This window comes from Streptomyces sp. NPDC039462 (genome assembly GCF_055639375.1).
On the sequence record NZ_JBVKAO010000002.1, the window covers coordinates 966,735 to 989,467 of the forward strand.

The following is a 22,733-nucleotide window of genomic DNA, read 5'->3' on the forward strand; positions in this document are numbered from 1 at the left end:
TTCCCACTCCGGGGGCCGTTGTCAGTGGGCTGAGGTAGCTTCCGATGTGTGGGGCCTCACATCGGGCTCCGCCCGGAAGCCAGGGGTGGGTGGGGATGAGCGACAGCACAGGGACGACGACCGAGCTGGACGTCACGCTGGAGAAACACCGGGTCGAGCTGACCGGGTACTGCTATCGGATGCTGGGCTCGGCCTTCGAGGCCGAGGACGCCGTGCAGGACACGATGGTGCGCGCCTGGCGCAGCTTCGACAAGTTCGAGGGCCGCTCCAGCATCCGCTCCTGGCTCTACCGCATCGCGACGAACGTCTGCCTGGACATGCTGAACGCCGGCAATCGCCGCGCCCGTCCCATGGACCTGACGGCCGCCGCCCCGCTGGCCCAGGCCGCGCTCAACCCCCGCCCGGACAACACCTGGCTCGAGCCGATGCCCGACGCCCGCGTCCTGCCGTCCCTGCACGACCCCGCGGAGGCGGCGGTCGCCAAGGAGTCCGTGCGCCTCGCGTTCGTCGCCGCGCTGCAGAGCCTGCCGCCCAAGCAGCGTGCGGTGCTGATCCTGCGTGAGGTCCTCGCCTGGAAGGCCGGCGAGGTCGCCGAGCTGATCGACACCTCCGTCGCCTCGGTGAACAGCGCGCTGCAGCGGGCCCGCGCCACCCTCGCCGAGCGGCCCGCGGACGACACGGCCGTCTCCGATCCGCTCGACGAGGAGCAGCAGAAGCTCCTCGACCGCTATGTGGCGGCCTTCGAGGGGTATGACATGGCGGCGCTCACCGCGCTGCTCGCCGAGGACGCCGTCATGACGATGCCGCCGTTCGACCTGTGGCTGCGCGGCACGGCGGACATCACGGGCTTCATGTCCACGATGGGCGCCGCCTGTGCCAACGGCCGCCTCCTGCCGGTGCAGGTGAACGGCACACCGGGCTTCGCGCAGTACAAGCCCGACCCCGACAACGGCGGCTTCATGCCCTGGTCGATCCAGGTCGTGGAGATCTCAGAGGGCCGTATCGCCGGCTTCCACTGCTTCCTCGACACCCAGCGGTGGTTCCCGCTCTTCGGGGTGCCCCTCCATCTCGACGACTAGGCCGCAGAGTTCGACGAGCCCGACGAGACCGATCAGCGCCAGCAGTCCGGGGCTGGGATTCCTGAGCCGGATGCGGCTCCCGGCCCTGCGGGCGGCCAGGTGCAGGCGGGCGATCGCGTCGACGGTGGTGAGGTCGGCGGTGGTGACGGCGGAGACGTCGCAGATCACGTCACTCGTCGTGCCGTCGCCGGGTCCGTGCCGGGCGGCGGCGACCTGTTCGCACAGGGACGGGATGTCGCCGGCGCGCAGGGGCCCGGCGATGCGGATGAGGTGCTCTCGGGAATCGGCCACGCAGGATTGACCGGCGCGGGCGACGGAATTCATCGGTGGGGCCGCCGAATGGGCCTGTCCGCATCAGTCCACGGGGAACGCGCTGGTGTCGATCTCCAGGTCGAAGGGCTCGGGGAGCTTGATGGGCTCACCGAACTTGCAGGCGCTCAGGACGCGGTAGACGTCGCCTCGGGGTTCGCCGTAGAGGGTGATGGTGGGGCCGCCGGGGGCCCAGCGGTCGATGAGGAGGTAGAGGGGGATGCCTGCGGTGGCATAGGCGGCGGGCTTGCTGATGCGGTCGTGTCGGGCGTTGGAGGGCGAAGTCACCTCGACGACGAGCTCGGCGGCGCCGGCCGGCATGTCCGTGCCGGGCCCGTCGAGCTCTGCTTCGGCCGCCACGACGAGGTCAGGGATGAACATGCCAAGCCTGGAGGGAAGCGACACTGCCTGTGTCTGGAAAACGTTCCAGTCGTCCGGGATGACGGCCAGCAGCCTGCGGGCAACTTTGGCTGCGATGAGGTTGTGCTGCTTGGCAGGGCTGGGCGACACGGTGATGACCCCTTCAATGATCTCCACCTTGCAGCCCTCGGGTACGTCCGTCTCTTGCCAGATCCGGACAAGATCGTCCCATCCAGGGCCGTAGCCCGCTGGATGGCCGACGGTGAGTGCGCTCATGGCGGTCTCCTCTTTCGGTGCGTCACCGATCCCAGCATGCCGAACGGGACCGGCGGCGGTCCACCGATCCCGTTCACCCGTACGAGTACGCCCTGGTCAGGGCCCCGCCAGGGGCCCGCCGAGCTCTCAGCCGATCCGGTCCAGCACGATCGCCCCCGGCGAGAAGTCCGCCCCCGCCGGAGCGATGTCGTACGAACCCTCGACGGACTCCAGCGCGTACGCGAACCGCTCCGGCGTGTCCGTGTGCAGGGTCATCAGGGGCGCGCCCGCCTCGACGGAGTCGCCCGGCTTGGCGTGGAGTTCGACGCCCGCGCCCGCCTGGACCACGTCCTCCTTGCGCGCACGGCCCGCGCCGAGACGCCAGGCGGCGACGCCGACGTCGTACGCGTCGAGGCGGGTCAGCACGCCCGACGACGGCGCGGTGACCACATGCCGCTCGCGTGCCACCGGCAGCTTCGCGTCCGGGTCGCCGCCCTGCGCCGCGATCATGCGGCGCCATACGTCCATCGCCGAGCCGTCGGCCAGCGCCTTCGCCGGGTCGGCGTCCTTCAGGCCCGCCGCGTCCAGCATCTCGCGGGCCAGCGCGAGGGTGAGCTCGACGACGTCCGCCGGGCCGCCGCCCGCGAGGACCTCGACCGACTCGCGGACCTCGAGGGCGTTGCCCGCCGTGAGGCCCAGCGGCGTCGACATGTCCGTGAGCAGGGCCACCGTACGGACACCGCTGTCCGTGCCCAACTCCACCATCGTGGAAGCCAGTTCGCGCGCGTCGTCCAGGTTCTTCATGAACGCGCCGGTGCCGACCTTCACGTCAAGGACCAGCGAACCCGTGCCCTCGGCGATCTTCTTCGACATGATGGACGAGGCGATCAGCGGGATCGCCTCCACCGTGCCAGTGACGTCGCGCAGCGCGTACAGCTTCTTGTCGGCGGGGGCCAGGCCGTCGCCCGCCGCGCAGATGACCGAGCCGACGCCGTCGAGGACGCTCAGCATCTCCTCGTTGGAGAGCAGTGCGCGCCAGCCGGGGACGGCCTCCAGCTTGTCGAGGGTGCCGCCGGTGTGGCCGAGGCCGCGGCCCGAAAGCTGCGGGACGGCCGCGCCGCACGCGGCGACCAGCGGGGCGAGCGGCAGCGTGATCTTGTCGCCGACGCCGCCGGTGGAGTGCTTGTCGGCGGTCGGGCGGGACAGCGAGGAGAAGTCCATGCGCTCGCCGGACGCGATCATCGCGGCGGTCCAGCGGGCGATCTCCTTGCGGTTCATGCCGTTGAGCAGGATCGCCATCGCGAGGGACGACATCTGCTCGTCGGCGACCGCGCCGCGGGTGTAGGCGTCGATGACCCAGTCGATCTGCTCGTCGCTGAGCTCGCCCCGGTCGCGCTTGGTGCGGATGACGGAGATGACGTCCATGGCATGTCCTTCCAGCAGTTACGGCGTCGTACCGGCCAGACTCTACGCGCATAGAGCCCGACCGCGAAGAAGGCCCCCGCCAACAGACGGGGGCCAGGCTTCAGTTGAGGTGCTGCGGACCGAACGCGTCAGGGAGCATGTCACCCAGCGTCCGCACGCCCGACGGTGTCTCCATGACGAGTTCGGCGCCCCCGAACTCGTAGAGCAGCTGGCGGCAGCGGCCGCACGGCATCAGGATCTCGCCCTTGCCGTCCACGCAGGTGAAGTGCGTGAGGCGGCCGCCACCGGTCAGCTGGAGCTGCGAGACCAGGCCGCACTCGGCGCAGAGGCCGAGTCCGTACGAGGCGTTCTCCACGTTGCAGCCGGAGACGGTCCTGCCGTCGTCGACCAGGGCCGCGGCGCCGACCGGGAAGCCCGAGTAGGGGGCGTACGCGCGGGACATGGCCTCGCGCGCGGCCTCCCGCAGGGCGTCCCAGTCGGTGTCCGTGGCGGCAGTCGTCACTTTCCTTGGCCCTTCCGGTACGGCATTCCGTCCGCCTTCGGCATCCGCAGCCGCTGGGCGGAGAGCGAGAGGACCAGCAGGGTCACCACGTACGGAGTGGCGGTGACGACCTGGTTGGGCACCTCGTCGGTCAAGCCGTACCACAGGAACATCAGCGCGGAGACGGCCGCGGTGATCACCGCGGGGACGTACCGCTTGCGCCATGCGAGGTAGACCGCGCCGATGACCAGCAGGATCGCGATGAGCAGGAGCAGCGCGTGGACGTTGGTGCCGCCACCCCGGAGCTTCAGGCTGTCGGTGTAACCGAACAGGCCCGCGCCGAGCGCGAGTCCGCCCGGCATCCAGTTGCCGAAGATCATCGCGGCGAGGCCGATGTAGCCGCGGCCGCCGGTCTGGCCCTCCAGGTAGATGTTGGAGGCGACCAGCGAGAGGAAGGCGCCGCCTAGGCCCGCGAGGCCGCCGGAGATGACCACGGCCAGGTACTTGTACTTGTAGACGTTGACGCCGAGCGACTCGGCGGCGATCGGGTTCTCGCCGCAGGAGCGCAGGCGCAGGCCGAACGCCGTGCGCCACAGGATCCACCAGCTCAGCGGGACCATGGCGACCGCGACGACCGTGAGCGGCGACAGGTCGGTGAACAGGCCGCCGAACAGGCCCGCGAGGTCGGAGACCAGGAACCAGTGCTTGCCGTTGAGGTCGGCGAGCCAGTCGGAGAGGCCCGGCACGGAGAAGTTCCCGAGCGATTCGACGGGCGGCGACTGCTTCGACGTACCGCCCTCCTCGCCCTCGAAGGCGAAGGTCGCGAGGTAGCGGGTGGCGCCGAGGGCCAGGATGTTGAGGGCCACACCGGAGACGATGTGGTTGACGTTGAAGGTGATCGTGACGATCGCGTGCAGCAGGCCGCCGAGCGCGCCGCCGACGATGCCGAACAGGACGCCCACCCACGGGCCCCACTGGAAGCCGGCCCAGGCGCCGAACCAGGTGCCGAGGATCAGCATGCCCTCGAGGCCGATGTTGACGACGCCCGCGCGCTCGGCCCACAGGCCGCCGAGGCCCGCGAGGCCGATCGGCACGGCGAGCTTGAGCGCCGTGGACATCTGGCCGGTGGACGTGATGCCGTCGGCGCCGGTGATCATGCGGACCACGGAGGTCAGCACCAGGACGCCCGCGATGACCAGCAGGAGGACGGGGAGCGAGATGCGGCGGCGGCCCGGCGCGGGCTGCTTGGCCGGGGGCTTGGCGACGGTTGCCGAGCTCATCGGGCAGCCACCTCCTTCACGGAGTCGTTGTTGCCGTTCGCCCGGGCGGCGGCGGCCAGTTCCTCACCGACGCGGCGCTGCTGGCGGCGCAGGCCCCAGCGGCGCACCTCCTCGTAGGAGACGACGACCGCGATCACGATGAGGCCCTGCATGATCACCGCGATCTCCTTGTCGTACGCCTCGGGCTGGGCGTAGTCGAGGGCGGGCGAGGCCTTGTCGAGGAAGGCCCACAGCAGCGCCGCGAAGGCGATGCCGACGGGGTTGTTGCGGCCGAGGAGCGCGATGCCGATGGCGGTGAAGCCGAGGCCCGCGGGGAAGGAGAGGCTGTACGTGTGGGTGTCGCCGAGCAGGATCGGCAGGCCCGCGAGGCCCGACACCGCGCCGGAGATCAGCATGGCGCTGAGCACCATGCGCTTGGCGTTGACGCCGGAGGCCGCGGCGGCCGACTCGGAGGCGCCGGTGGCGCGCAGGTCGAAGCCGAACCGGGTGCGGTTGAGGACCAGCCAGTACAGGACTCCGGCGAGGACCGCGATGACCACGAAGCCGTAGATCTCGCCGCCCGCCACCTTGATGCCGGGGAACCAGCCGGACTTCTCCATCACGCCGGTGGTCTGGTTGTTGCCGACCGGGACGCCGAAGTTCTCGGTGAGGGTGAGGTAGGCGATGACGCTCGTCGCGATGGCGTTGAGCATGATCGTGGCGACCACCTCGCTGACGCCGCGGGTGGTCTTGAGGACGCCCGCGATGCCGGCCCAGAAGGCGCCGGTGAGCATGGCGACCAGCATGAGCACGGGGATCTGCAGGAACGACGGCAGCGCGAGGTGCGTGCCGACGACCGCGGTGATCATCGCGGCGAGCCGGTACTGGCCGTCCACGCCGATGTTGAACAGGTTCATGCGGAAGCCGATGGCCACCGCGAGCGCCGCCAGGTAGTACATGCCGGCCTGGTTGAGGATCAGCACCTGGACGTCGGAGAAGGTGGCCTGCTCCAGCATCAGGCTGTACGGCTCGATCGGGCTCTTGCCCGACGCGAGCAGCACGACCGAGGTCAGCGCCACGGCCGCGATCAGCGCGATGACCGGTCCGGCCACCGCGAGGAGCACGCGCTCCTTGTCGAACTTCTTCATCGGGCCTCGTCCTCCGGGGCGTCTTCTTCCACGTGCTCCAAGTGACCCGAGGCGGCACCGGTCATCGCCGAGCCGAGCTCCTCCGGCGTGATGGTGGACGGGTCGGCGTCCGCCACGAGCCGGCCGCGGTAGATCACGCGGAGCGTGTCGGAGAGGCCGATCAGCTCGTCCAGGTCGGCGGAGATCAGCAGCACGGCCAGGCCCTCGCGGCGGGCCTCGCGGATCTGGTCCCAGATCTGCGCCTGCGCGCCGACGTCCACACCGCGGGTGGGGTGGGCGGCGATCAGGAAGCGCGGGTTGTGGCTCATCTCGCGGCCGACGATCAGCTTCTGCTGGTTGCCGCCGGAGAGGGAGGCCGCCGTCACGTCGATGCCGGGCGTACGGACGTCGTACTCCTCGACGATGCGGCGGGTGTCGGCCTGCGCGCCCTTGGGGTCGAGCCAGAAGCCGCGTGCGTTGGGCTTCTCGGTGACGTGGCCGAGGATGCGGTTCTCCCACAGCGGGGACTCCAGGAGGAGGCCGTGGCGGTGGCGGTCCTCGGGGATGTACCCGATGCCGTCCTCGCGCCGCTTGCGGGTCGCCGTGCCGGTGATGTCCTCGCCGGCCATGCGGATGACGCCGGAGTCGGCGTGCTTGAGGCCGATGAGCGCGTCGATCAGCTCGGTCTGGCCGTTGCCCTCGACGCCCGCGATGCCGAGGACCTCGCCCTCGTGGATCGTGAAGGAGATGTCGTCGAGCAGCGCGCGGCCCGAGTCGCCCTCGGCGAGCAGCTTGAGGCCCTCGACCTGGATCATCGGGCGGTCGGTGACCGTCGACTCCGCCGTCTCGGGGGTGGGCAGTTCGCTGCCCACCATCAGCTCGGCGAGCTGGCGCGGGGTCGTCTCGGCCGGGATCGCCGTGCCGACCGTCGTGCCGCGCCGGATGACGGTGATGTCGTCGGCGACGGACAGGACTTCACCGAGCTTGTGCGAGATGAAGATGACGGACAGGCCCTCGGCCTTGAGCTCGCGGAGGTTGTCGAAGAGCGCGTCGACCTCCTGCGGCACGAGCACGGCCGTCGGCTCGTCGAGGATCAGCGTGGTGGCGCCGCGGTAGAGGACCTTGAGGATCTCCACGCGCTGCCGGTCGGCGACACCGAGGTCCTCCACGTACGCGTCGGGGCGCACGCCGAGGCCGTAGCGGTCGGAGAGGTCGAGGATCGTGCGGCGGGCGGCGGCGCCGATGCCGTGCAGCTTCTCGCTGCCGAGAACGATGTTCTCCAGGACGGTCAGCTGGTCGGCGAGCATGAAGTGCTGGTGCACCATGCCGATGCCGCGGGCGATGGCGTCGGCGGGGCTGCCGAAGGCGACCTGCTCGCCGTCGACGGTGATGGTGCCCTCGTCCGGCTTCTGCATGCCGTAGAGGATCTTCATCAGGGTCGACTTGCCCGCGCCGTTCTCACCGACGAGGGCGTGCACGGTGCCCTTGCGGACGGTCAGGTGGATGTCGTGGTTGGCGACGACTCCGGGGAAGCGCTTGGTGATGCCGACGAGTTCGACGGCGATGGGCGGAGGGTTGGTGGACGCGTCGATGGCGCACTCTCCTCGGGGGCCGGAAGGCCTGAAGGGCCTGAAGGAAAGGGGCCGCCTACGCGCGCAGTGCCCCTGCTGCTGAATGTGGCTCGCGCGAACGGGGCGCGGGTGAACCATCGTCCCCCACACCCCGTCGCACGAGAATCACGCTGCCGTTACGGCAGTCGTCGGATCAACTCCCGCCTCACGGCGTGGTCTTGACCTTGATCTTGCCGCCCTTGATGCCCTCTTCGGCCTTCTTCAGGGCCGCCTGGACGTCCTTCATCTTCATGAACTCGGGGTTCGAGTCGGCGAGCGCGACACCGCCCGACTTCAGGTCGGCGCGGACGACGCCACCCTTGGCGGTGCCGTCCTCGACGGCCTTCGCCAGGTTGTACACCGAGCCCGCGACGTCCTTGGTCGCCGAGGTCAGGATGTACTTCTTGTACTTGGCGAGGGCGTCCTGCTTGTACTGGTCGGAGTCGACACCGATCGCCCAGACCTTCTTGGCGGCCGCGGCCTCGATGACGCCCTGACCGGACAGGCCCGCGGCGTGGTAGACCACGTCGGCGCCCTTCTCGATCTGGCCCTGCGCGGCGGTCTTGCCCTTGTCGGGGCTGGAGAAGCCGCCGTCCTCGGCCTTCTCGGTCAGGTACTGCTTGACGACCTTGACCTTGGGGTTCGTGTCCTTGACGCCCTGCGCGAAGCCCGCCTCGAACTTGTGGATCAGCGGGACGTCCACGCCGCCGACGAAGCCGACGGTCTTGGACTTGGTGGCCTTGGCGGCCACGACGCCCGCGAGGTAGGACGCCTCCTGCTCGCTGAAGACCAGGTCGGAGACGTTGTCGGCCTTGACCGTCTCGTCGTCGACGATGCCGAAGGTGGTCTTCGGGAACTGCTCCGAGACCTCCTTGATGGCGGGCGCGTACGCGTAGCCGACGCCGATGACCGGGTTGTAGCCCTGCTTGGCGAGCTGCGTCAGGCGCTGCGTCTTGTCGGCGTCGGACTCGCCGTCGACCGGCTCGACGGCCTTCTCGCCGGTGTTGAACTCCTTGGCGGCCTTCTTCATGCCGACGGTCGCGGCGTCGTTGAAGGACTGGTCGCCGGCGCCGCCGACGTCGTAGGCGATGGCGACGCCCTTGTTCTTGTCGTCCTTGCTCGAGGCGGCGTCGCTGGACGTGCCACCACAGGCGGAGACGGTTACGGCAAGAGCGGCGGTCGCGGCGCCCGCGACAGCTATTCGAGACACCCGGCGCATAGAGACGAACTCCTTAGTACAAGCAAGCACAAGCACGTTCGAGCGCCTCACCCGGCGCTGATTTCGCCGCAGCGTAACGCGCGTAGACCTGACATAAGAACCCTTCTGTCCGGTCCGTTATCGAGCTGTGGCCACCGGGTGTCGGACAGCCGAACGACGAGTGGGCGCCCCCTTGATGGGGACGCCCAGTCGCCACACGCAGTACTACGTAAAACGTCCCGGACCGTGCGCTACGGAACGATCTTCACCTCGACCTTGCCGCTGATGATGTCCTTCTCGGCCTTCTCCACGGCGGCGACGACGTCCTTCATCTCCCGGTATTTCGGATTCGAGTCGGAGAAGCCGACGCGGCCCGACTTGAGGTCGTAGCGCTGCTCGCCCTTCATCGGCTTGCCCTCGACGACCGACTTCGTCAGGTCGTAGACCGCGCCGCCGACGTCCTTGAACGCCGAGCCGAGGATGTAGTCCTTGTACTTGGTGAGGGCCTTCTGCTTGTACTGGTCCGAGTCGACGCCGATGGCCCACTTCTTCTGCGAGCCGGCCTCCTGGATGACGCCCTGCCCCGAGAGTCCCGCCGCGTGGTAGATCACGTCCGCGCCGGCCTCGATCTGACCGCTCGCCGCGTTCTGCCCGCGGTCCGGGCTGGAGAATCCGCCCTCTTCGGGCTTCTCGGTCAGATACCGCTTCTCGATTTTGATCTTGGGGTCGACGGATTTCACGCCCTGCACGAATCCGGCCTCGAATTTGTGGATCAGCGGAATGTCCACGCCTCCCACGAATCCGACGTGTTTGGCCTTGGTCGCCTTGGCGGCGGCGACGCCCGCCAGATAGGAGCCCTGTTCCTCGTGGAAGACCAGGTCGGCGACGTTGTCCGCCTTCACGGTGTTGTCGTCGATGATCCCGAAGGTGGTGTCGGGGAACTTCTTGGCCGCCGCCTCCACCGCGGGCGCGTAGACGAAGCCGACGCCGACCACCGGGTCGTAGCCCTGCCTGGCGAGCTGTTCGAGGCGCTGGACCTTGTCGGCGCTGGACTCGCCATCGCCCGGCTCCATGTCCACACCGCCGATCTTGAACTCCTTGCGGGCCTTCGAATAGCCCGCGTAGGCGGCGTCGTTGAAGGACTGGTCGCCCTGCCCGCCGATGTCGTACGCGAGTCCGATGCCCTTGCCCTTGTACGAGGAACCTGCGGAGCCCTTGTCCTTGCCGTTGTCGTCCCGCGAGGCTTCGTTGCTCGTCTCGCCACAGCCGGCCGCGGCGAGGGCGAGGACCGCGAAGGCGGCGGTGATGTGAGTGGCGCGAGATTTACGGGATTTCGAAGAGAGACGACGCACAGGAAGCACCCCTTGATCGCCAACGCGCCGTGTATGGCGCTGATTTCGGCGCACATTAACGCGCGTAGAAAGGGAGGGGAACGGGTTTTCGCGATGCCGTTACCCCTTCGTGCTTTTCGTGCTCCACGCGACGGGGGCCGGTTACGCCGACGGGCTCACGCCCCGCGCAACCGGCCCCGCCGTCATGCCGTGCCGTGCCGCTAGCTCAACGCGTCCAACAGCGCGGCGGCGGTGAAGAGTTCGACGCCCGCCGTGATCGCCGCCTCGTCCACGTCGAAGTCGCCCTGGTGGAGGTCGCGGACGGTGGGCTCCCCCGGGACGCGCACACCGAGCCGGGCCATGGCGCCGGGCACGTGCTCCAGGTACCAGGAGAAGTCCTCGCCGCCGAGGCTCTGTTCGGTGTCCTCGACGGAGTGCGGGCCGCGCCGCTCGGACATCGCGTCGCGCAGCAGGTCGGCGACCGCGCCGTCGTTGACGACGGGGGGCACGCCGCGGATGTAGTTGATCCCGGACTTGGCGCGGTACATGTCAGCGACCTCCTGCACGGCGCTGTGCAGCAGGTCCGGCGCCTCCCGCCAGGCCCTGAGGTCGAGGCAGCGCACGGTGCCGGAGAGCTCGGCGTGCTGCGGGATGACGTTCGGCGCGTGGCCCGCCTCGATGCGGCCCCAGGTCACGGAGAGGCCGGAGCGGGCGTCGACGCGGCGGGCGACCAGGGCGGGCACCTCGGTGGCGACCTTGGCGGCGGCGGTGACGAGGTCCGTGGTGAGGTGCGGCCGCGCCGTGTGGCCGCCGGGTCCGTCGAGCGAGACCTCCAGGCGGTCGCAGGCGGAGGTGATGGGGCCGTGCCGCAGCCCGATGCGGCCCGCGTCGACCCGGGGGTCGCAGTGCACGGCGATGATCTTGCCGACGCCGTCCAGGGCGCCCGACGCGATGACCTCGGTGGCGCCGCCCGGCAGGACCTCCTCGGCGGGCTGGAAGATCAACCGCACCGGAAAGGGCAGCTGCCCCTTCCTCGCGAGATCGGCGAGGACGAGTCCGGCGCCGAGGACGACGGTGGTGTGCACGTCGTGCCCGCAGGCGTGGGCGCGGTCGGGCACGGTGGAGCGGTACGGCACCCCGAGCTTGGTGTCCGGGATGGGCAGCGCGTCGATGTCGGCGCGCAGGGCGAGCATGGGGCGCACGCCGCGCGCGCCGCCCCCGGCGGGTCCTTCCGCCGCCACGGGGTGCGCGCCGATGTCACAGACGAGCCCCGTGCCGGTGGGGAGCACACGGGGCTCGAGGCCCGCCTCCTCGAGGCGGGCCTTGATGGCCGCGGTGGTACGGAACTCCTGGTTGCCGAGCTCGGGGTGCATGTGCAGGTCGCGACGGAAAGCGACCAGTTCGGCACGCAGCGCTTCGGGCAGCGTGCCGGGGAGTGTTTCCGCAGGTGCGGACTCCGTTCCGGACACGCCGTCGGACACCTCTTCGGACGCACGGGACATCAGTTGGTTCACCCTCTGAAGGGTAAGGCGATGCAACGGCCAACTAACCCACGATCAACAAAAGTTCAGCCCGATAGGGGAAGAATTACTGGCCTCGTGGCGCATGGCCGCCGATCGGGATGGGTAGAGATTTACGCCGCCTCGGAGGATGCGTAAGTCGTCCGGCGCCTGTAGTAGGCGAGGGCGACCGCTGTCAGCAAGGGCGGCCACGCGATCAGCGGTATATAGCAGAACACGAGTAGGGCGGTTTGCGCTGTTCCGCCCGTCACACCCTTTTCGCTCCCCAGTCCGGCGGCCTGGGCGTAGCAGGCCCAGCCCAGGAGTGCGAAGAGCCCGGCCGCGCCGAGCAGGGCCGGTACGACGGCGGCCGACGGCCGGATCTGCCGCCCGCCGAGCACGGGTACCCACGCCGGGACGACCTCACCCCACTCACGCACCAGACCGAGCGTGAGCAGGGCCAGCCCCTCGGACACGACGCTGAGCAGCAGGATGTACACGGCCTCCCCCGCCCCTCGCTGCGGCTGGGCGGCCACCGGGAGCCCGGCGACGAGGGCCACCCGCCACAGCCCCGAGGGCAGGGTGACGAGCGGCACGGCGTGCGCGGCGAGGGCGGCCCAGCGGGGGACGTCGGGAAGAGCGGTCACTTTCAGCATGCGTCCGATGCTCCCGCCGGTCACGGGCGCCCCACGTCCCCATCGGGGCCCGGGTGCCTCCGCCGTCCGGGGGAGCCGGACTCACCCCCACGGGTCGGAGAACGACCGCCCCGGCACCGGCTTGGCCACCAGGGCCACGGCGATGAAGAAGTTGACCTGGCCGATCGCGAACATCAGGGTGGCGAGCGCCTTGGCGTCGTAGTACTCGGCCACCTCGGCGTACAGCTCGTCGGAGACCCGCTGCTCGCCGTGGGCGGCGGGCTGGAGCACGGCCTCCACGAGCGCCAGCGCGGCACGCTCGGCGCCGGTGAAGTACGGCGAGTCCCGCCAGGACGCGACCGACGTGATCTTCTCCTCCGACACGCCGCCCTTCCGCAGGAAGCCCGTGTGCAGCACGGTCAGGTAGGTGCTGCCGACGATCTGCCCGGCACGCAGCTGCACCAGGCCGATCGTCGGGCGCGGCACCGAGCCGTTGCCGGTGACCCTGAACAGCGCCGCCGAGACGTCCGCCAGCTCGGGCACGAGCTTCGCGGGGTCCTCGGCCATCCGGGGCGCCATCGGGACCTCTGCCGTGATCGAACGCGTTTCCATGGTCATCTCCTCGTGTCGTGGTGCCTGCTCTCGGTCCACTGACGGAGCCCGTCGGGGAGATGTGACCGGTTGCGCGCTAGGAAACGGAAATTTCTCGTGCCGTCCGCGCGAACGCCGCCACCGCCCCCGTCTCCTGGTCCCTGCGCCAGACCAGGCCGTAGCCCGTCGGGGCCGCGTCCGTGAGGGGGACGTAGGCGATGCGGGGGCGGGCGAAGTACGTGGCGGTGTGGGCGGGGGCCAGGAGGGCGCCCTTGCCCCCGGCCACCAGCGTCAGGGCCTCCTGCATGTTCGTCACGCCGGGGCCGCGGCCGATGGGGCGGCCGCTCGGGGTGGTGGACGGGACGTGGTGGTCGAGCCAGTAGTCGGGGACCTCGCCGGCGATGGTGAGGAGGGGGACGTCGGCCAGGTCCTCCAGGGTCACGGAGGCACGGGCCGCCAGGGGGTGGCTCGCGGGCAGGGCCAGGACCCGGCCCTCCGCGAGCAGCACCGAGCCTCCGCGCAGGTCCTCCTCCCGTACCGGCAACTCCGTCAGCTGCACGTCGAACTCGCCCTTGCGCAACTGTCCGTACGGATCGCCGAGCGGCACCTCGCACACCTCCACGGCCAGGCCGGGGTGGCTGACGCGCAGGGCCTCCGTCGTCCTCATCACGATCTCGCCGGTGAGGGGGTTGTCGAAGCCCACGTGCAGGACGGAGTCGATGCCGCGGGCCGTCGCCACGGCCCGGGCCAGGGCGTCCTCGATGGCGCGGTGGTGCGGTTCGAGGTCGGCGCGCAGTTGGCGGCCGAGCGAGGTGAGGGCCACGCGGCGGCTGGTGCGGACGAACAGCGGCGCCCCGACGCGCCGTTCGAGGCGCTGCACGAGCTGGCTCACCCGGGCCCTGGACAGCCGCATCCGCTCGGCGGTGCGGCCGAAGTGCAGTTCCTCGGCGAGGAGCAGGAAGCACTCCAGTTCGTCGCGTTCCATCGCCGTACCCCCAGGTCGGTCCGCATCGGTCAGCCTGGCTGAACGAACGTTGCGATGTTCGCCGTTGTTCCGTGATCGTGCCCGGCCGAGGGTGGCGGCATGAGTCAGAACCTCGCGCCGCACGCGCACCAGTCCCCCGACAGACCCCTCACCGGCCGCGAGTGGGGCGTCCTCCTCGTCCTCTGCGGTGCGATCTTCCTGGAGGGCATCGACGTCGCGATGCTCAACGTCGCCCTCCCCGCCATCCGTGCCGACCTCGGCCTGTCCACCGGCTCGCTGCAGTGGGTCATGAGCGCCTACGTCCTCGGGTACGGCGGGTTCATGCTGCTCGGCGGCCGGGCCGCCGACCTCTTCGGGCGCCGCCGGATGTTCGTCCTCTGGCTCGCCGTCTTCCTCGTCTTCTCCGGGCTCGGCGGCCTCGCCACCGAGGGCTGGATGCTGATCGTCGCCCGCTTCGTCACGGGGATCGCCGCGGCGTTCATGACGCCCGCGGGGCTGTCCGTCATCACCACCGGGTTCGAGGAGGGGCCGCGGCGCAACAAGGCGCTGCTCTTCTACTCCGGCACGGCCGCCGGGGGCTTCTCCATCGGTCTGGTCGTCGGCGGGCTGCTCACCCAGCTCGGCTGGCGTTGGGTGTTCTTCGCGCCCGTCGTGCTGTCCGCGGTGATCCTGCTCGCCGCCCTCGCGCTGGTGCCCCGCTCGCCGCGGCCGGACCGCGCCGGGCAGAGCGTCGACCTGGCGGGCGGGCTCACGATCACCGCCGCCATCGTGCTGCTGGTCCTCGGCGTGGAGCGCGCCGCGCACACCGCCTTCGGGTGGACGGCGCTCACGGTCGGCGCCGGGCTCGCCCTGCTGGCCGTGTTCGTCGCCGTCGAGCGCCGCGCGCCGGCCCCGCTGGTCCGCCTCGGCATCCTGCGGAACGGCCCGCTGGTCCGCGCCAACCTCGCGGGGCTGCTCTTCGCCGCGGGCTTCTTCGGCTTCCAGTTCCTGGTCGTCCTCTATCTCCAGGAGCTGCGGGACTGGTCGACGCTGCAGACCAGCTTCGCGATGATCGTCATCGGGGTCGACGCGGTCCTCTCCCCCGCCCTCACGCCCCGCCTCGTGGCCCGCTTCGGCAACGCCCGGGTGATCTTCGGCGGCCTGCTGCTCGCCGCGCTGGCGTACGCCCTGTTCCTGCCGGTCGGCGCCGACTGGACGTACGCGACGATGTTCCCGAGCCTGATCCTCCTCGGTGTCGCGTTCTCGCTCGCGTACGGCCCGCTCACGATCGTCGCCACGGAAGGCGTGGCGGAGGAGGAGCAGGGGCTGGCGGGCGCGCTGCTCTACACGTCCTTCCAGTTCGGCGCGGCGGTCGGCCTGTCGACGGTCACGGCGGTCAACGTCGCGGCGACGGCGTCGACTTCTCCTGCGGCGCTTCTCGACGGCTATCGGGCCGCGTTCTGGGTGCCCCTGGCGGCCGCTCTGCTCGCCGCGCTGGTCAGCGCGTTCGGACTCCGTACGAAGCGGGGGGAGCCGGTGGCGGCGTCGGGCGGGCCGTCCGTCGAGGACCGTGCCCCCGCCGACGTCCCGGCGCCGCTCTGACCCTCAGCCGCCCCGGCGCACTCATGTGCGCCGTCCGGAACACAGGGCGCGCTGCGGCGCTGTGAGCCAAGGGCCGGGCGCTGAGCGCTAAGGACTTCGTCCGAGGCATCGGGAACCGTGGGTGGTGCGTCCGGTGACAGCCAAGGAGCACCGGATCGACAGAAGGAGAAAGAGACCGATGAGGCAGACCACCAGCCGTACCCGGCTCCGTCGCACCGCCCTCGTGACCGGCGCCCTGCTCGCCATGGCCGCGACCGCCGGCACCACCCAGGCCACCGCCTCGCCCACGGCGCAGCAGGGTTCGGGCGCCCGCATCACGGCGGCGCCCAGCGACTGCCCGAAGTACTACTTCTGCGGCTACGCGGGGCGGAACTACACGAACCTGGTCTTCAAGTTCAAGGACTGCTACTTGCAGCAGATCGCGGCCAGGACCGGCGGTTCCTGGTACAACAACCAGTCCAACGGCACCAAGGCCAGGATGTACAACGCCAACAAGCAGCTCGTCTACACGACCCCGGGCGCCCCGTACGGCGACCCCTCCGGCGACTGGACGGGCATCCGCTACATCGACGCCTGCTGACGTCTCCGGTACTCCGTCGGGGCCATCCCTGTCGCCGCTCGGAAGGCCCGGGTGAAGTCGGAGGGCCGCAGATAGCCCCAGCGGGCACCGATCGCGCTGACAGGGGTGGCATGGAGCAGGGGGTCCGCGAGATCCCGGCGGCAGCGCGTGATCCGTTCCTGCCGGATGTAGCCGTTCACGGTGGTTCCGTGCCGCTGGAAGATCCGGTGCAGGAGGCGCACGGAGATGCTGTGCGCCGCCGCGACCACGGCCGGCTTGAGGTCGGGATCGCGCAGATGCCGGTGGATGAATGCCGTGATCTGCTGATACAGGACCTCGCTGCGGCTCTCGGGAGGCAGCGCCGAGGCCCGGTCGGCGCGCCGGGCGACGACAGCCGCTGCCAGGTCGAGGACGATCGTGCCGAGCCTCTGCCGGTCCGCGGCGGTCAGGTCGGAACCTGTCTGCGTCAGGCTCTCCAGGGTCTGGCGCAGCACCTGCCCCATGCCATCGGCCGCTCCGAGGGACGTCCCGCACAGGGGAGCGACCATACGGTCGGGAAGCGGCATGAGGCTCCGTGGGAACTGGAGGACCAGGGAGCCGCAGCTGCCCGGGCCGCCGGCCGATGCCACGAAAGGCCGGGAGCTGTCGTACAGCACGATCTCACCGGGCGTCACCAGAGTGCTGTGCCGTGCCTGCTCTATGCCCTGCTGTCCCGAGGTGATCACGCCGATCTGGTACAGCTCGGGATCCGACTGGCGTATCAGGCGCGAGGTGCGGGACGAGACCAACTGTGCGTACGAGATCGCGGACAGCTGCAGCGGTCCCAGCGCGGTGGCTGCTATCCGTGCCTCGAATCTCGCGGGGTCGGGGAACCGGAAGCGGGTCGTCACCAGGGCCTGCGCGGTGATCTCCGCCCATCCAGTCGTCTTCTCGGCAGGCGGCAGACACACGGTGTCCAGCACAGTGATCATGCACTTCCCCATGAGGTCAACGGTGTTACTCGGTGGTCACAAGCACTCTCCGCTCCCTCCTGTTGATTACGAAAGACGCTTCCGCGTCAACCCACGCGCGCGTGAGACTGGGGTCATGGACGAGAACCGTGGCGTGACGACAGCCGGTTGGCAGGCCGCTGACCCCGGCGTTCTCCGGTTGCCCTCCGGGCGGCTGATCCGGGGGCGGGGGCTGCGGCATCCGTTGCCGGACGGGGACGTGCCCGGCTTCGGCGTGTATCTGCTCGGCAAGGAGCCGCCCGGCGTCCCCTGGGAGGCGCGGTGGCTGCGGTGGCCCGACTTCCGGCTTCCCGCGGACCGGGAGCTCGCGCGGCAGGTGCTGCGCGAGGCGTGGGAGCGGGCCGCCGGGGAGCGCGTCGAGGTCGCGTGCGGGGGTGGGCGCGGCAGGACCGGTACGGCGCTGGCGTGCGTCGCCGTCCTCGACGGGGTGCCCGCGGACGAGGCCGTCGCCTATGTACGCGCGCATTACGACCGGCACGCGGTGGAGACTCCGTGGCAGCGGCGGTACGTGCGGAACTTCAGCCGGTAGCGGCCGCCCCGGGCCATTCGGAACTTCAGCCGGTGGCTGCCGCCCCGGGCCATACCGACGACAGGCGGTGCACGTCCCGGGCCGTGCCCGTCACGCCGGACAGGAAGCCCTGGGCGCGTGGCGACGCCGTCTCCGTGAGCCAGGCCGGGTCGATGTCGCAGACCGCCACCTTCACCTCCGTGCCCGCCAGGGCGAGCGGCAGGGTGTGGACGACGGTGGAGGGGAAGCTGAGGATGGTGCGGCCGACGGGGCCGCGGCGGGCGATGAGTTCGAGGGGGAGGTCGGGGCGGACCACCTGGAGGCCCGTCTCGACCGCGAGCCGGTGGAGCTTCTCGGAGCTCTCGCGGCGGTGGGCGAAGTAGCGGTTGGCGCCGTGGGTGCGGGAGAGGGTGCGGACCGCTTCGACGTAGCGGTCCGGGTCGACCACTCCCGTCTCCACCAGTGAGGTGCCGACCAGGTCGGCGCCGCGCGTGATGCGGGGCGGGCCGAAGCGTTCCCTGGTCCAGGCGAAGGTGTTGACGGAGACGGTCACGCCGTCGGGGGCGCTGTCGATCGGCATGGCGGAGAAGACCTCCACGCTGCGGGTGGCGCCGGGGGTGAGGCGGCGCCGCGCCGAGGCCGAGACCGGGGCGAAGACCAGGTCGCGGGGGCCTGGCCGGCCGCCCTTGCGGTGCCAGCGCTGCAGCCGTTCGCCGTGGGCCAGCTGGGAGATGAACTCCATCGTGGCCGTGCCGTCGTCGACCACGACCAGGGAGCGGGCCCTGGTGATGGTGAGGAGGAGCTGTACGTAGCGGGAGAACGGGTCGCCGATGACGATCCGGTCGGCCCTGCGCAGGGGTCCCGCGAGGCCCCCGATGGTCTGGAAGGGCGCCGACGCGCCGCCGCGCGCCTCCTCCCAGCGGACCTCGACGCCCTCTTCGCGGGCGAGCTGCGCCATGCGGCGCAACTGACCGCGGGTCATGGGGTCGTTCGGGGACAGGACGACGACGGTGAGGCCCCCGGTCGGGCCGGTGGCGGCCGCGGAGTGCGCCCACTCCAGGACGTTCAGCAGCTGGACCGGGCTCTCCACGAACGCGAGCGTCGTGGCGGCCCCGGCCGGGGCCGTGGTGTCGTCGGCTCGGCCGACTCGGGGGCTCATCGTCGTATGTCCGTCTCCCGGTAAGAGGTTCAGACCGCGACCGGCTCGGCGTCCGAGGAGTTCTCGCTCTCGGCGACGACGCCGGCGACGCGGCGGAGCTTCTTCATGGGGCCGAGCTCCGACTCGTAGACCTTCTTGACGCCGTCGCCGAGGGACGCCTCGATGGTGCGGATGTCGCGGACGAGGCGGGTGAGGCCCTGCGGCTCGACGGAGGCGGCCTGGTCGGAGCCCCACATGGCGCGGTCGAGGGTGATGTGGCGCTCGACGAAGGTGGCGCCGAGGGCGACCGCCGCGAGGGTGGTCTGGAGGCCGGTCTCGTGGCCGGAGTAGCCGATCGGGACGTTCGGGTACTCGGCCTGGAGGGTGTTGATGACGCGGAGGTTGAGCTCCTCGGCCTGCGCCGGGTACGTCGACGTGGCGTGGCACATCAGGATGTTGTCGGAGCCGAGCACCTCCACCGCGTGGCGGATCTGCTTCGGGGTCGACATGCCCGTGGAGAGGATGATCGTGCGGCCGGTGGCGCGCAGGGCGCGGAGCAGCTCGTCGTCGGTGAGGGAGGCGGAGGCGACCTTGTGGGCGGGCAGGTCGAACTTCTCCAGGAAGGCGACGGCCTCGGTGTCCCACGGGGATGCGAACCAGTCGATGCCGCGCTTGGCGCAGTGCTCGCTGATGGCCTGGTACTCGGCCTCGCCGAACTCCACGCGGTGGCGGTAGTCGATGTACGTCATGCGGCCCCAGGGGGTGTCGCGCTCGATGTCCCACTGGTCGCGCGGGGTGCAGATCTCCGGGGTGCGCTTCTGGAACTTCACCGCGTCGCAGCCGGCCTCGGCGGCCACGTCGATCAGCTTGAACGCGTTCTCCAGGTCGCCGTTGTGGTTGATGCCGATCTCACCGGTGATGTACACGGGCTGACCGGGACCGGCCGTCTTCGAACCGAAGCGGCGGAGACGGGAGTTGGCGCCGATGGAGGTGATGTTGCTCATGTGGGAACAGTCCTTAATTGTGGAGGGAGTCGAGAGAGGGGCCGAGGATCCAGGTGGCGATCTCTCGGATCGCGCCTTCACCGCCGGGGAGGGTGGTGACCGCGCGTGCGGCGCCGCGTACGACGTCGTGGGCGCTCGCGACCGCCACGGGCCAGCCCACGAGGGCGAAGCACGGGAGGTCATTGACGTCGTTGCCGACGTAGAGCACGCGCTCGGGAGCGATGCCCTGTTCCTCGCACCACTGCTTCAGTGCGAGGTCCTTGCGGTCGATGCCGTGCAGGACGGGAAGCTTGAGCTTCCTGGCGCGCGCGGCGACGACCGCGTTCTGTTCCGTGGACAGGATCAGCATGTGCAGGCCGCTCCTGCGGAGGGCCGCGATGCCGAGGCCGTCCCCGCGGTGCACGGAGACGAACTCCCGTCCTTCGGAGTCGATCAGCACCCTGTCGTCGGTCTGGGTGCCGTCGAAGTCGAGGACGACCGCGTCGATGTCGGCGGCGGTCGGGAGGGCGGCCTCGTCCCCGGGACGGGCCGCGTCGAAGAGGGGGGCGAGCGCGCGGGCGCGGGCGAGGTCGTGCGGGTCGTCGACCTCCAGGACGCGCGCGGGGTCGGTGCGGACGGGCTCGGTGCGGCCGAAGAAACGGTGCTTCTCGGTACGGAAGCCCGCCGCGTCCATCGCGTAGGCGGCGCCGGTCTCCAGGAGGTCCTGGGGGCGGTCCTGGCGGCGCGGGCGGAACGACTTGTCGTGGTTGACGCCGTAACCGCCGCGGATCCGGGTGGAGTTGGCGAGGGTCGCCGTGCCGCCCCGGGTGTCCGTGCGCTGCGGGGGGACCTCGGCCTGGCTGTCGGCGTCGTCCGCCGCGTCGCGCCAGATGAAGCCGTGGAAGGGCGCCACCGTGACAGCGGTGTCGGCGCCGTGCTCGGCGACGGCCGACGCCACCCCGTCGATGTCCTCGTGGGTGAGGAAGGGGCTGGTGCACTGCACGAGCAGGACGATGTCGACGGCCGCGCCGTGCAGCGCCTCGTGGGCGTCCATCGCGTGCAGCACGGCGGCCTCGCTGGTCGCGGTGTCCCCGGCGATCGCGGCGGGACGCAGGACCACTTCGGCGCCGGCGGCGCGGGCGGCCTCGGCGATCACGTGGTCGTCGGTGGAGACGACGACGTCGGTGACGAGCCGGGCGGCGAGGCACTCACGGATGGCGCGGGCCACCAGGGGCACGCCGCCGACCGGTGCGAGGTTCTTGGCGGGCACGCCCTTGGAGCCGCCGCGCGCGGGGATGACGGCGAGCACGCGGCGGTCCTGTGCGCTCGCGGGGTCGGGGAGGGGCATGGGGGCTCCTTGGAGGGGGTGGGTGCGCACGGCTCGCCGGGGGCTCACAGCTCGCCCATCCGCCGGATGACGGGGGCCACGCGCTGCACTCCGTGGCGGTAGGCGCCGCGGGCCGCGCGGCGCACGATCTGCCGTACGGGGCCGGGGTCCTTGCCGGGCGTGGGGGCGCCCGGCAGCGGGGCGCCGTCGGGGCCGAGGTGGTGGCGGGCGAGGATGCCGGGCAGATAGCCGCGGGCGGTGGTGAGGCTGTAGTAGGGCTCGATGGGCGGGAGCCCGCCGGCGGCCGCGTCGGCGAGCAGCTCCGTGACGCGCTCGCGTGCCGCGTCGAAGGCGTTCTCGTACGCCCCGTCGGCGGCGACGCCCTGCCGGGCCAGCCACCTCTCGTCGGGCTCGGGCAGGTGGCCCGCGTCCAGCTGGTCCCAGGAGGCGAGGCAGCCGGAGCCGGTGAAGTGGTGGTTGCCGAGTGCCTCGCGCACCCCGAGGTCGGTGAGGACGGCGGTGGGGATGCGGCGGTGCAGCGATTCGAGGGCGGCCGTGGAGCTGACGGTGACGAGGAGGTCGGTGCGGTCGAGGACCTCGCCCATGTGGCCGTAGACGAGGCGGCAGTTGGCGGGCAGGCCGCCGTCGATCCGCTGCGCCAGCTTCTGGTAGGGCAGCTCCTCGATGTGTGTGGTGTGCTCGCCGGGCTTGCTGCGCAGCTTGAGCAGGACCTCGCGGTCGGGGTGCAGCCTGGCGTGCTCGGCGAGGCGGCGCAGCAGGTAGGTGCGGTGGGCGGCGGTCTCCGGCACGGAGGGCTGGGCGGCGAAGACGACGGTGTACGGGTCGTGCTTCGTGTAGGGCGCGCCGCCGAGGAACGGCAGCGCGGCCTCGGTCACCGCCGACGCGTCGGCGCCCACTCCTTCGTACACCGCGCGGAAGCGCTCCGCGTCCTGGCGGGAGTTGGCGAGGACGACGTCCGCGCCGTGCCGCAGGAGGAGGCCGTCGGCGAGCTTCTCGTAGACGACGCCGACGTAGCCGGTGACGACGACGGGCCGCTTCCTGCCTGCGCCGGTGAGGCGGGCGTCCTGCGTGACGCGGGCGAGTCCGTGCAGCACCGCCTGGACCGCCCCGCCCACCAGGGCGAGCACGATCACGTCGGGTGCGTCCCGCTCCATCTCGCGCAGGAACTCGACGGCGGTGACCTCGCGCAGCGAATCCGCGCTGACGCCCACTTCGTCGAGCTGCCGGGGGGTGGGAGTGGCCCGGCCGCGGAGCAGGAAGCCGCTCAGCCGACCGTCCGACACGATGCGGTTCGCTGTGAGAGCGCCCCATTTCCATCGCGTGTCGGAGTCGGCGAGCACGGCGACCCGCAGCGGGTTTCGATGACTTCCTTGCACGTCCCAGACGCTAGGAAGGGATTTCGATTCGCGGCCCAACTCAGGTGCAACAAACGGTTAACAGCACGCCGACGAATGGCGAATCG

General features: G+C 70.8%; 22 protein-coding genes. 4 read left to right on the top strand and 18 right to left on the bottom strand.

From position 1 onward, the window contains the following. Positions 1–95: 95 nt before the first annotated feature. Positions 96–1,079: a sigma-70 family RNA polymerase sigma factor gene (locus ACZ7LU_RS14935; protein ID WP_471916870.1), complete on the top strand. Its 984-nt coding sequence runs from the start codon at positions 96–98 to the stop codon at positions 1,077–1,079. On the opposite strand, the gene ACZ7LU_RS14940 is transcribed toward ACZ7LU_RS14935, so the two are convergent. The 13 genes from ACZ7LU_RS14940 to ACZ7LU_RS15000 form a co-directional block, all read right to left on the bottom strand. Beyond that, positions 990–1,370 (bottom strand): STAS domain-containing protein, encoded by a 381-nt coding sequence (locus tag ACZ7LU_RS14940; protein WP_471916871.1) that lies wholly within the window; start codon positions 1,368–1,370, stop codon positions 990–992. The genes ACZ7LU_RS14935 and ACZ7LU_RS14940 overlap by 90 nt on opposite strands. Positions 1,371–1,433: 63 nt before the next feature. Further along, a complete protein-coding gene (locus ACZ7LU_RS14945) occupies positions 1,434–2,024 on the bottom strand; it encodes a Uma2 family endonuclease (RefSeq protein WP_471916872.1) in 591 nt (196 codons plus the stop codon). 126 nt (positions 2,025–2,150) lie between these two features. Then, on the bottom strand, positions 2,151–3,428 hold the full coding sequence (locus ACZ7LU_RS14950; RefSeq protein ID WP_470978462.1) for a thymidine phosphorylase: 1,278 nt from the start codon (positions 3,426–3,428) through the stop codon (positions 2,151–2,153). A 100-nt stretch (positions 3,429–3,528) separates the two neighbouring features. After that, positions 3,529–3,930, bottom strand: coding sequence for a cytidine deaminase (locus ACZ7LU_RS14955; protein WP_471151116.1), 402 nt, complete (start codon positions 3,928–3,930; stop codon positions 3,529–3,531). Then, positions 3,927–5,189, bottom strand: coding sequence for an ABC transporter permease (locus ACZ7LU_RS14960; protein ID WP_398300507.1), 1,263 nt, complete (start codon positions 5,187–5,189; stop codon positions 3,927–3,929). The genes ACZ7LU_RS14955 and ACZ7LU_RS14960 overlap by 4 nt, the downstream gene beginning before the upstream one ends. Further along, a complete protein-coding gene (locus ACZ7LU_RS14965) occupies positions 5,186–6,316 on the bottom strand; it encodes an ABC transporter permease (protein ID WP_398300505.1) in 1,131 nt (376 codons plus the stop codon). The genes ACZ7LU_RS14960 and ACZ7LU_RS14965 overlap by 4 nt, the downstream gene beginning before the upstream one ends. Continuing rightward, positions 6,313–8,004: an ABC transporter ATP-binding protein gene (locus ACZ7LU_RS14970; protein WP_398300503.1), complete on the bottom strand. Its 1,692-nt coding sequence runs from the start codon at positions 8,002–8,004 to the stop codon at positions 6,313–6,315. Before ACZ7LU_RS14970 ends, ACZ7LU_RS14965 begins: the two co-directional genes overlap by 4 nt. A gap of 67 nt (positions 8,005–8,071) precedes the next feature. Continuing rightward, positions 8,072–9,124: a BMP family lipoprotein gene (locus ACZ7LU_RS14975; protein WP_471916873.1), complete on the bottom strand. Its 1,053-nt coding sequence runs from the start codon at positions 9,122–9,124 to the stop codon at positions 8,072–8,074. Positions 9,125–9,354: 230 nt separating this feature from the next. Further along, entirely contained in the window at positions 9,355–10,455 is a 1,101-nt protein-coding gene (locus ACZ7LU_RS14980; protein ID WP_471916874.1) for a BMP family lipoprotein, read from the bottom strand. A gap of 200 nt (positions 10,456–10,655) precedes the next feature. Beyond that, entirely contained in the window at positions 10,656–11,936 is a 1,281-nt protein-coding gene (locus ACZ7LU_RS14985) for an amidohydrolase (RefSeq protein WP_398301409.1), read from the bottom strand. Between the two features lie 131 nt (positions 11,937–12,067). Continuing rightward, positions 12,068–12,589 (bottom strand): hypothetical protein, encoded by a 522-nt coding sequence (locus ACZ7LU_RS14990; RefSeq protein ID WP_471916875.1) that lies wholly within the window; start codon positions 12,587–12,589, stop codon positions 12,068–12,070. An 81-nt stretch (positions 12,590–12,670) separates the two neighbouring features. Beyond that, complete coding sequence (locus tag ACZ7LU_RS14995) at positions 12,671–13,180, bottom strand: carboxymuconolactone decarboxylase family protein (RefSeq protein ID WP_471916876.1); 510 nt, start codon at positions 13,178–13,180, stop codon at positions 12,671–12,673. A 76-nt stretch (positions 13,181–13,256) separates the two neighbouring features. Then, positions 13,257–14,144, bottom strand: coding sequence for a LysR family transcriptional regulator (locus tag ACZ7LU_RS15000; RefSeq protein ID WP_471916877.1), 888 nt, complete (start codon positions 14,142–14,144; stop codon positions 13,257–13,259). 99 nt (positions 14,145–14,243) lie between these two features. Between ACZ7LU_RS15000 and ACZ7LU_RS15005 the strand changes: the two genes are divergently transcribed. Both ACZ7LU_RS15005 and ACZ7LU_RS15010 read left to right on the top strand, forming a co-directional pair. Next, complete coding sequence (locus tag ACZ7LU_RS15005; protein WP_471916878.1) at positions 14,244–15,725, top strand: MFS transporter; 1,482 nt, start codon at positions 14,244–14,246, stop codon at positions 15,723–15,725. Between the two features lie 178 nt (positions 15,726–15,903). Then, positions 15,904–16,305 carry a hypothetical protein gene (locus ACZ7LU_RS15010; RefSeq protein ID WP_468556883.1) on the top strand — a complete coding sequence of 134 codons (402 nt, stop codon included), beginning with the start codon at positions 15,904–15,906 and terminating at the stop codon, positions 16,303–16,305. Here the strand turns inward: ACZ7LU_RS15010 and ACZ7LU_RS15015 are convergent. After that, complete coding sequence (locus ACZ7LU_RS15015; RefSeq protein WP_471916879.1) at positions 16,287–17,255, bottom strand: AraC-like ligand-binding domain-containing protein; 969 nt, start codon at positions 17,253–17,255, stop codon at positions 16,287–16,289. The genes ACZ7LU_RS15010 and ACZ7LU_RS15015 overlap by 19 nt on opposite strands. Before the next feature lie 115 nt (positions 17,256–17,370). Between ACZ7LU_RS15015 and ACZ7LU_RS15020 the strand changes: the two genes are divergently transcribed. Next, positions 17,371–17,823 (top strand): protein-tyrosine phosphatase family protein, encoded by a 453-nt coding sequence (locus ACZ7LU_RS15020; protein ID WP_471916880.1) that lies wholly within the window; start codon positions 17,371–17,373, stop codon positions 17,821–17,823. 25 nt (positions 17,824–17,848) lie between these two features. Here the strand turns inward: ACZ7LU_RS15020 and ACZ7LU_RS15025 are convergent, their stop codons facing one another. The 4 genes from ACZ7LU_RS15025 to ACZ7LU_RS15040 are packed head-to-tail and all read right to left on the bottom strand — an operon-like array spanning position 17,849 to position 22,647. Further along, positions 17,849–18,961 (bottom strand): hypothetical protein, encoded by a 1,113-nt coding sequence (locus tag ACZ7LU_RS15025; protein ID WP_398300484.1) that lies wholly within the window; start codon positions 18,959–18,961, stop codon positions 17,849–17,851. Between the two features lie 29 nt (positions 18,962–18,990). Then, positions 18,991–19,944 (bottom strand): N-acetylneuraminate synthase family protein, encoded by a 954-nt coding sequence (locus tag ACZ7LU_RS15030; protein ID WP_398300482.1) that lies wholly within the window; start codon positions 19,942–19,944, stop codon positions 18,991–18,993. Positions 19,945–19,957: 13 nt separating this feature from the next. Next, positions 19,958–21,271: a cytidylyltransferase domain-containing protein gene (locus ACZ7LU_RS15035; protein WP_471916881.1), complete on the bottom strand. Its 1,314-nt coding sequence runs from the start codon at positions 21,269–21,271 to the stop codon at positions 19,958–19,960. A 44-nt stretch (positions 21,272–21,315) separates the two neighbouring features. After that, positions 21,316–22,647 (bottom strand): DUF6716 putative glycosyltransferase, encoded by a 1,332-nt coding sequence (locus ACZ7LU_RS15040; RefSeq protein WP_398300478.1) that lies wholly within the window; start codon positions 22,645–22,647, stop codon positions 21,316–21,318. Between the last annotated feature and the right edge of the window lie 86 nt (positions 22,648–22,733).